The organism is Sphaerimonospora mesophila, from assembly GCF_001417795.1.
Lineage (GTDB): Bacteria > Actinomycetota > Actinomycetes > Streptosporangiales > Streptosporangiaceae > Sphaerimonospora > Sphaerimonospora mesophila.
Genome location: NZ_BCBX01000031.1, coordinates 723,513 through 732,440, shown reverse-complemented (window position 1 = coordinate 732,440; position 8,928 = coordinate 723,513). Strand labels below are relative to the sequence as shown.

Annotated in this window: 7 protein-coding genes; 4 read left to right on the top strand and 3 right to left on the bottom strand. The window is 70.3% G+C overall.

The features are described 5' to 3' along the window. The first annotated feature begins 165 nt into the window (after window positions 1–165). Entirely contained in the window at window positions 166–951 is a 786-nt protein-coding gene (locus tag AP234_RS07675; protein WP_152990280.1) for a hypothetical protein, read from the top strand. Between the two features lie 109 nt (window positions 952–1,060). Next, window positions 1,061–1,546, top strand: coding sequence for an inorganic diphosphatase (locus tag AP234_RS07670; RefSeq protein WP_055478792.1), 486 nt, complete (start codon window positions 1,061–1,063; stop codon window positions 1,544–1,546). A 3-nt stretch (window positions 1,547–1,549) separates the two neighbouring features. Here the strand turns inward: AP234_RS07670 and AP234_RS07665 are convergent, their stop codons facing one another. Genes AP234_RS07665 through AP234_RS07655 form a run of 3 tightly spaced genes read right to left on the bottom strand, consistent with a single transcriptional unit; the run spans window position 1,550 to window position 4,721 of the window. Continuing rightward, entirely contained in the window at window positions 1,550–2,458 is a 909-nt protein-coding gene (locus AP234_RS07665) for a carbohydrate ABC transporter permease (RefSeq protein ID WP_431998260.1), read from the bottom strand. After that, window positions 2,455–3,372, bottom strand: a complete 918-nt coding sequence (locus AP234_RS07660) for a carbohydrate ABC transporter permease (protein WP_055478791.1) — start codon at window positions 3,370–3,372, stop codon at window positions 2,455–2,457. The genes AP234_RS07665 and AP234_RS07660 overlap by 4 nt, the downstream gene beginning before the upstream one ends. Before the next feature lie 2 nt (window positions 3,373–3,374). Further along, window positions 3,375–4,721 carry an extracellular solute-binding protein gene (locus tag AP234_RS07655; RefSeq protein ID WP_235558014.1) on the bottom strand — a complete coding sequence of 449 codons (1,347 nt, stop codon included), beginning with the start codon at window positions 4,719–4,721 and terminating at the stop codon, window positions 3,375–3,377. 360 nt (window positions 4,722–5,081) lie between these two features. Here AP234_RS07655 and AP234_RS07650 point away from each other — a divergent pair, with 360 nt between their 5' ends. Further along, a complete protein-coding gene (locus tag AP234_RS07650; protein WP_055478789.1) occupies window positions 5,082–7,490 on the top strand; it encodes a glycoside hydrolase family 3 N-terminal domain-containing protein in 2,409 nt (802 codons plus the stop codon). Between the two features lie 136 nt (window positions 7,491–7,626). Further along, a complete protein-coding gene (locus AP234_RS07645) occupies window positions 7,627–8,772 on the top strand; it encodes an anhydro-N-acetylmuramic acid kinase (RefSeq protein ID WP_055478788.1) in 1,146 nt (381 codons plus the stop codon). Window positions 8,773–8,928: the final 156 nt, after the last annotated feature.

Below are 8,928 nucleotides of genomic sequence, written 5' to 3'. Positions count from 1 at the left end.
GACAGCAGTGTCTCAGCAGCGGGCCGCCGCAGCACGGTTCGCACCCCGTGGCCGACGGGCGGGACATGTCGACAACGATCCTCGCGCGGCGATACCGTATTTTACGTTTTCCTTACCCAGGGGGCCGCCCTGGGCTTCCCTCGAACAGCAGCGGGCGGAGCCGGCATGAACGACCAACCGATGGGCCCCGACGGCGGCAATCCGCCCGCCTGGGGTGGGCAGCCCGGTCAGCCCGGCTCGAACCCTCAACCCCCGTGGTCCCAGCCGGCGCAGCCGGGCTGGGGTCCGCCGTCTCAGCCTCAACCCGGCTGGGGCCCGCAGCCCGGCTATCCGCCGCCGCCCCAGCCCGGTCAGCAGAACTGGGGAGCGCAGGCGGGCCCGCCCGGTTGGGGGCCGCCGCCGATGCCGCCGAAGAAGAGCGGTTTGTCGAAGGGCTGCCTGATCGCGCTGGTGGTGACCGGAATCATCGTGGTCCTGGGCATCGGCGCCGTCGTCGCGGGAGGCCTGTTCGTGGCCGGCAAGGTCAACGAGGCGGCGGAGCAGAGCGCGCCGGGATCGGACCGGCTGCCGAAGGAGATCGACGGGCTCGAGCTCCTGCAGGGCGGCGTGACGGGGCTGGCGTGCAGCCTCGGTGGAGGCCAGTTCGACGGCATCGCCGAGTCCGGGAAGATCGGCTCGTACTGCTACACGAACGACGCCGGCGCGTTCGCCATGGCCATCGCGGGCAGGGGCGAGGCCTTCGAGATGACGGGATCGGTGATGCTCAGCGGCGCCGGCGACGGCACGAAGCCGGAGGACGTCGACGGGGCCCGGTGCGTCCGTGACGCCGGCGCGTCGGCGATCTGCGTCGCGACCGAGAACGGCGTCACCGCCCTCGTCGTGACCTCGGGCGGAGTCAGTGAGAGCACCGCGGCCGAGATCGCGGTCACCGTCGCGGGAAGGGTCGGCTGAGCGGCGTCGTCGCGGCCGGGGCGGGGCACCGTACGATGAAGGAGACGGCGGGTTCGCCGTCTTCGGCAGGCTGGGGCACGCGAGCGGCGTGCCTGAGGGAGGGCTGTCCGTGCACTTCGACATGGTGGTGGAGACGCCGAGAGGGTCGCGCAACAAGTACGAGATGGATCCCGCGAGGCAGCGGATCCGCCTGGACCGGCTGCTGTTCACCGCCACCGCCTATCCGTACGACTACGGCTTCCTGCCGCACACCCTCGCCGAGGACGACGATCCGCTGGACGCGATGGTGCTGGGCGAGCTGCCGACGTTCCCCGGCTGCGTGATCGCCGTACGGCCGGTCGCCGTGTTCTGGATGCACGACGAGAAGGGCCCCGACGCGAAGATCCTCTGTGTGCCCGCCACCGACGATCGTTTCGCCCACATCCAGGACATCACCGACATCCAGCCGCACGTGCTCGACGAGATCGGCCACTTCTTCGAGGTCTACAAGGTCCTCGAACCGGGAAAGAGCGCCGACGCCCGCGGCTGGGAGCCACGGGCGCAGGCCGAGATCGTGGTGGAGGAGGCGCGCAGCCGGGTCGCTCAGATCTCCTGAAGGCTACTTGCCGAAACCGGCGGTCAGACCGCTGAGCAGCTGGCGGCGGCCCACCGTGTAGAGGATCAGGATCGGCAGCATGGTCAGCACGACGGCGGCGAGTACGGCGGGCACGTTGACGCCGTACGGTCCGCCCTGGAACGCCGCCAGCGCCAGCGGCAGCGTGCGCTTGTCAGGGCTCTGGGTGAGGATCAGCGGCAGCAGGAACCCGTTCCAGACCGTCAGCGCGTTGTAGATCGACACCGTCACGACGGCCGGCCGGGTGAGCGGGAAGGCCAGGCTCCAGAGTGTCTTCCACTCGCTCGCGCCGTCCAGCCGCATCGACTCGAACAGCTCCTTGGGCACGTCCCGGATGAAGTTGGCCAGCACCAGCACCGACAGCGGGATCGCGAAGGCGATCGACGGCAGGATCAGCGCGGTCAGCGAGTCGTAGAGGTGCAGCTTGATGATCAGCAGATAGACCGGGATGACGGTCGCCTGCAGCGGGATGGCCAGGCCCATGAGGAACAGCGAGTTCACCCCGCGCAGGAAGCGGCCGGCGCCGCCGCTGCGAACGATCGCGTACGACGCCATGAACGCGAACGTCACCGCGGGGACCACCGTGCCGACGGCGACGATGAAGCTGTTGAGGAAGTACAGCGGGAAGTCCAACTCGATGACGAGCCGGTAGTTCTCCAGGGTCGGGTCGGATGGGGGCGCCAGCGGGTTGGTCAGGAAGTAGGTGCTCTGTGTTTTGAAGCTTGTGATCACGATCCAGTAGATCGGGGTGATCACCACGGCCAGCCACAGCCAGCTCACGAGCCCGCCTGCCCAGTTGGGGCGCCTGGGGGCCGTCCCTGGCTGGCGTCCGCGCGTGTTGGGCGCGATGGCGCGCCCGGCTTCCGTCGGCGTTCGGGTGGCGGTCACGGTCAGGTACCTTCCAGCTGACTGGCGCCCGGGTCACGGCCGCCGAGCCGGCGCAGCAGCAGCGCCAGGGCCAGACCCAGGAGGACGAGGATGACGCCGATCACGCAGGCCGCTCCCATGAGGTTGGCCTGGAAGCCCCGCTTGTACATGTCCACCGCGAGCACGCGGGTGGCGTCGCCGGGTCCGCCCGCGGTCAGCACGAAGATCAGGTCGAAGAAGGTCAGGGAGCCGACGACCATGAGCGTGGAGGACGTGATGATCGTGTACTTGAGCTGCGGCAGCGTGATGCTGAAGAACGTGCGGACGCGGCCCGCGCCGTCCAGCTCCGCGGCCTCGTACATCGAGCGCGGGATCTGCCGCACGCCGCCCTGGTAGAGCAGCGAGTGGAACGGGATGAACTGCCAGGACACCACGAAGATCACGACGCTGAAGGCGAGCACGGGCTCGCCGAGCCAGTCCTGGTTGAGCAGATCGAGGTGCAGTCCGGCCCCGAGTCCGAAGTTCGGGTCGAGCAGCGCCTTGAAGGTGATGGCGATGGCCGCCGAACTGAGCAGCAGCGGGATGAAGTACAGCACCGCGAGCAGTTCGCGGTAGCGCTGATGACCGGCCAGGAACACCCCGATCAGAATGCTGGCCGGCGTCTGGACGGCCCAGGAGACGGCCGTCACCAGGAACGTGACCCACAGCGCGTGCGGCAGCCCGGGGTCGGTGAGTACGGCCCACCAGCTGTCGAACCCGGTCAACTGGATGTCGCCGAGTGTGTCCCAGGAGGTGAAGCTGAGCGCCAGGACCCCGATCAGCGGAATCACGGCGAAGGCCACGAAGCTCAACAGGGCCGGCACGGCCAGCCACGGGAGGACGCCGCCGCCGCGCACCTCGGGCGCGGCGGACGATGTCCGTCCAGCGGTAGTCGCGGACATGCTCACTTGCCGATGACCGCGTTCATGTTCGTCGCGAACTGCTGGGGCGAGATCGACAGCTGGAAGAGCTTGGCGATGTTGTCCAGCAGCACCTCGGCCGCGGTCGGGCTGAGCGCCTGGTCCCAGGACTGGGCGAACACCTTGGCGTTGCTGGCCACGCCGTAGACGAAGTTGAGGAACTCCGCGTCCTTGGAGCCGGAGAACAGGCTGTCGGAGCCCTTGATGATCGGCACGCCGCCGGTGTCGACCCACTCCTTCTGCTCCTGGTCGTCGAGCACACCGGAGGTGAAGAACTTCTTGGCGATCTCCTTCTCTTCCGGGGTGGCCTTCGAAGAGATCGACAGGTACTGGCCGGGGTTGCCGACGGTGTCGCTCGGGTCGCCCTTGCCCCCGTCGATCGGCGGGAAGTTCATCCAGCCGAGACCGCCACTGGGGACGAAGTCGCCGCCCTGTGCCTGCTGGATGCCGTACGACCAGCTGCCGTGCAGCATCATCGCGGCCTTACCGGTGTACAGCAACGCCTGGTCGGCGTTGGAGTCGGCGGTGACGGAGGAGAAGCCCTTGATGAACCCGTTGGCCTTGATGAGCTCCTGCATCTTGGTCAGGGCCTCGATGGCGGCGGGGTTGTTCCACGCGTCCTTCTCGCCGTCGAAGACGGCCTGGAACACCTCGGGGCCGCCGATGCGGTCGAAGAGGAACTCCAGCCACATCATGTTCGTCCAGCGCGACTGGCCGGCCAGGGAGAAGGGCGCGATCCCCGCCGCGTTGAACTTCTTCACCAGGTCCAGGATGTCGCCGTACGACTGCGGCGGTTGCGCCCCGACCTTCTCGAAGACCTTCTTGTTGTAGAACAGGACGATCGGCTGCACGGTCTCGCACGGCATGGCGTAGATCTTGCCGTCGATGGTCGCGGCGCCGAAGGCCCCGGAGAACAGCCGGTCCTTCACGGCGGCGTTCTCGTCGAACCACGAGGTGAGGTCCTCGACCTGGCCGGCCTGGACGTAGCTGCGCAGGCCGCCGCCACCCCAGCCCCAGATGATGGTGGGCGCCTGGCCGGCTCCGATCGCCGTCTTGATCTTCGTCTTGTACGCGTCGTTCTGGACGGCCGTCAGCTCGATCTGGCTGTTGGGGTTGGCCTTGTTGAATCGCTCGACGGCCGCGGTGCGGACGGGCTCGCCGGGCGGGCCCGAGAGGAACCAGTAGGTGGCCTTGGCGCCGCCTCCGCCTCCACCCCCGCCCCCGCCGGGCTTGGCCGGGCCGGACGTGCCGCAGGCCGCTAACGCGGCACCCAGGGGAAGGCCCATCGAGAGGCCGAGGAAGGTGCGACGGGAAGTAGTCCTGGACTCCACGCTGATCTCCGTACGTCTATGTCGAGGCTGGCAGCGGCTCAATGAAAGATCGAACACGGGGGCCGGTTGTCGTGGATCGTACTTCAGGGTCCCCGCCTACTCCTCCTCAGGTCAGCTCGTCGAAAAGTTTCGACACGCGCCGCGTGGCACGCAATCTAAGTTTCTCTCACTTTTCCTGTCAAGGGCATACTCGTCGAATCCCCGAGGACCTGTGTAAAGTACCTTCGCACGGTGTTCGTCTAATGATCAAACGGGGGTCCACCTAGTGATCTCGCACAGGGCGGTTCTCGAGCGGGACTACCGCTACTATCGAAAATATTTCGAAAACTTTCGAGACCAGGTTCTTTGTGAGGAGAGCAGATGACGGCGCTAGATCGGACCCCCGCGGTCGGCCAGATCCACCGGCCGTGGCAGGATCCCGCGCTCCCCGTTGCCGACCGGGTCGACGCCCTCCTCGCGGAGATGACGCTGGAGGAGAAGATCGGCCAGCTCGGCAGCCGGTGGGTCGGCAACGAGACGCAGGCCGGAGAGGGCGGGCAGCCCGGCGAGGAGGCCGCCGACACGCCGAACGTGGCCCCGATGCAGGACGTCTTCGCCGCCACGGAGACCGATCCCTTCGAGGAGGCGGTCCGTGACGGGCTCGGCCACCTGACGCGGGTGTTCGGCAGCTCTCCGGTGACGACGGCCGAGGGCGCGGCCGAGGTGGTGCGGCTGCAGCGCGAGGTGGTCAAGCACTCGCGGCTCGGTATCCCGGCGCTGGTCCACGAGGAGTGCCTGACCGGTTTCACCGCCTACGGCGCCACCGTCTACCCGGCCGCCATCGCCTGGGGCGCGACGTTCGACCCGGCTCTGGTGGAGCGGATGGCCGCCGCCATCGGGCGGGACATGCGCGCCGTCGGCGTCCACCAGGGTCTTGCCCCCGTGCTCGACGTGGTCCGCGACTACCGCTGGGGCCGGGTCGAGGAGACCATGGGCGAGGATCCGTACCTCGTGGCGATGCTCGGCGCCGCCTACGTGCGCGGCCTGGAGAACGCCGGCGTCATCGCCACGCTCAAGCACTTCGCCGGATATTCCGCGTCCCGGGCGGCACGCAACCACGGCCCGGTGTCGATGGGCCGGCGCGAGCTGATGGACATGATCCTGCCGACGTTCGAGACCGCGATCGTCGAGGGCGGCGCGCGTTCTGTCATGAACTCCTACTCCGACGTGGACGGCGTCCCCGCGGCGGCCGACCCGTGGCTGCTGACCGACCTGCTGCGCGACGAGTGGGGATTCACCGGGACGGTCGTGTCGGACTACTGGGCGGTCGCCTTCCTCGCGACCATGCACCGGGTCGCCGCCGACTCCGAGGAGGCCGGGGTGCAGGCGCTGACCGCCGGCATCGACGTCGAGCTGCCCGACACGCTCGGCTTCGGCCGGCACCTGGCCGAGCGGGTGCGGCGGGGCGAGCTGCCGGAGGCGCTGGTCGACCGGGCAGCGCGCCGCCTGCTCACCCAGAAGGTGCAGCTCGGCCTGCTCGACCCGGACTGGACGCCGGAGAGGTCGGTGGAGGGCGCCGAGGCCGTCGACCTGGACTCGCCGGACAACCGGGCGCTCGCCCGGGAACTGGCCGAGCGGTCGATCGTGCTGCTCGACGCCGGTACGGCACTGCCGCTGCTGGGCGAGGGACGGCAGCGGCCGCGCCGGGTGGCCGTGGTCGGGCCCTGCGCCGACGACCCCCGCACGTTCATGGGCTGCTACGCCTTCCCCAACCACGTGCTGCCGCGCCATCCCGGTCTGGGGCTCGGCGTCGAGGCGCCCAGCCTGCTCGACGCGCTGCGTGCCGAGCTGCCGGACACCGAGCTCGTCCACGAGCGAGGCTGCGACGTGCGGGACGGAGACCGCTCGGGCTTCGCCGCCGCGCTCGGGGCGGCGCGCGAGTCCGACCTGGTCGTCGCCGTCGTCGGCGACCTGGCCGGGCTGTTCGGGCAGGGCACCTCGGGGGAGGGCTGCGACGCCGAGGACCTGCGGCTGCCGGGTGTGCAGGAGGACCTGCTGCTCGAGCTGGCCGCCACCGGGACGCCGGTCGTGGTGGTCGTCGTGTCGGGCCGGCCGTACGCGCTGGGCGAGGTGCACACCAGGGCGGCCGGCCTCGTCCAGGCGTTCATGCCGGGTGAGGAGGGCGCCGGGGCCATCGCCGGAGTCCTGTCCGGGCGGGTGCAGCCCACCGGAAAGCTGCCGGTGCAGATCCCGCGCGTCCCCGGCGGGCAGCCGGGCACCTACCTGCAGCCGCCGCTGGGCTCCGGCGGCAACGGCATCAGCAGCCTCGACTCCACCCCGCTGTTCCCGTTCGGGTACGGCACCTCCTACACCGCCTTCGAGATCGACGACCTGCGGATCAGCGACGAGGAGGTGCCCACCGACGGCGAGTTCACCGTGTCCGTGCGGGTGCGCAACACCGGCGGCCGGGCGGGGGAGGAGGTCGTCCAGCTCTACCTGCACGACGTGCTCGCCCAGGTCACCCGGCCGATGCGGCAGCTCGCCGGGTTCGCCAGGGTCCGGCTGGAACCCGGCGCGAGCGCGCGGGCGACCTTCACCGTGCACGCCGATCGCACCGCCTTCACCGGGCGCGATCTGCGGCGCGTCGTCGAGCCCGGGGACGTCGAGGTGTTCGTCGGCACGTCGGCGTCGCACCAGCCGTGCCAGGGCGTCGTGCGGCTGACCGGCCCGCTGCGCCACGTCGGCCATGACCGCCGCCTGGTCACTCCTGTGGACGTGACACCGGCATAGGGTGCCGTCGCGCACGCCCGGACCTCCCGGCCCGATTCGGCCCGGGTCCGGGCGTGCGCTCATTCCTGATAAATGTGGACACTCCGAAGGGCGACGTGAACGGGCTTCGCGACGAGACCTGACGAGGAGTGGGCGCGTGCGGGTGCTGGGGCTGATCTCGGGGACCTCCCATGACGGGATCGACGGTGCCGTCGTGGCGTGGTCGGCGGACGGCGGTGTGCTCACCGGGGTCGTCGAGCACGCCGGCACGCTGCCGTACCCGCCCGAGCTGCGTGCGGCGATCATCGCCGCGCTGCCGCCGAACGCCGTCGACATGGCCGAGGTCTGCCGCCTGGACACGCTCATCGGCCAGGCGTTCGCCGACGCGGCGGCGCGCTGCCCGGCCGCCGACCTGGTCTGCTCACACGGGCAGACCCTCTACCACTGGGCGGAGGGCGGCCGGGTGCGCGGGACGCTCCAGCTCGGCCAGCCCGCGTGGATCGCCGAACGGCTCGGCGTGCCGGTGGTCTCCGACCTTCGGGTGCGCGACGTCGCCGCCGGAGGGCAGGGCGCGCCGCTCGTCTCGGCCTTCGACCTGCCGCTGCTGGCCGGTCTGCCGGGCCGCGGCGGGGCGCTCAACCTCGGCGGCATCGCCAACCTGACCCTGCGCGACCCCGCGCTCGCCTACGACACCGGCCCGGCCTCGGCCCTCATGGACGCGGCCGTGCTCGCCGCCACGGGCCGTCCGTACGACGAGGGCGGCCGGTTGGCCGCGGCCGGGCAGGTCCATGAGGGGCTGCTCGCCGAGCTGCTGGCCGAGCCGTACTATCACCGCCGGCCGCCCAAGAGCACGGGCAAGGAGCTGTTCCACGCGGGATACCTGGACCGGGTCGCCGGGCCGTACGGCCTGGGCCTGCCCGACCTGGTGGCCACGCTCGCGGCGCTCACCGCCGAGACGGTGGCGGCGGAGATCCGGCGGCACCGTCTCGACACGGTCGTCGTGTCCGGTGGCGGCCTGCGCAACCCGGCGCTGATGAACGGCCTGCGTGAGCGCACGCCGGGGGTGCGGCTGCTGCCGAGCGACGAGCTGGGCGTGCCATCGGACGCCAAGGAGGCGATCGCCTTCTCCTACCTGGGGTGGCTGACCGCGCATGGTCTGCCCGCCACCGTGCCCGCCTGCACGGGCGCGTCCGGCCCCCGGGTGCTCGGCGCACTCACCCCGGGGCGGGGACCGCTGCGCCTGCCCGCTCCGCTGCCGTCGGCACCCGAGCGGATCCGCATGGAGTGCCGCCCGCTGACGTAATCACGGACGCGGCGGACGGATTTGAAAGTTTTCGGACATTGACCCACGGTGGGGACGCCGAGCGGTGCTCCGCCCAACGGGCATATAACTAGGACCCTACCGGCGGAAAGGGGTTGACGTCCACCCTTGACGCCCCCCAACCGTACGCCTATATTT

What these genes read in the sequence shown, in the direction of transcription:
- AP234_RS07660 (WP_055478791.1), bottom strand. Translation starts at nt 3,372, where the DNA reads ATGTCCGCGACTACCGCTGGACGGACATCGTCCGCCGCGCCCGAGGTG.
- AP234_RS07650 (WP_055478789.1), top strand. Translation starts at nt 5,082, where the DNA reads ATGACGGCGCTAGATCGGACCCCCGCGGTCGGCCAGATCCACCGGCCG.
- AP234_RS07675 (WP_152990280.1), top strand. Translation starts at nt 166, where the DNA reads ATGAACGACCAACCGATGGGCCCCGACGGCGGCAATCCGCCCGCCTGG.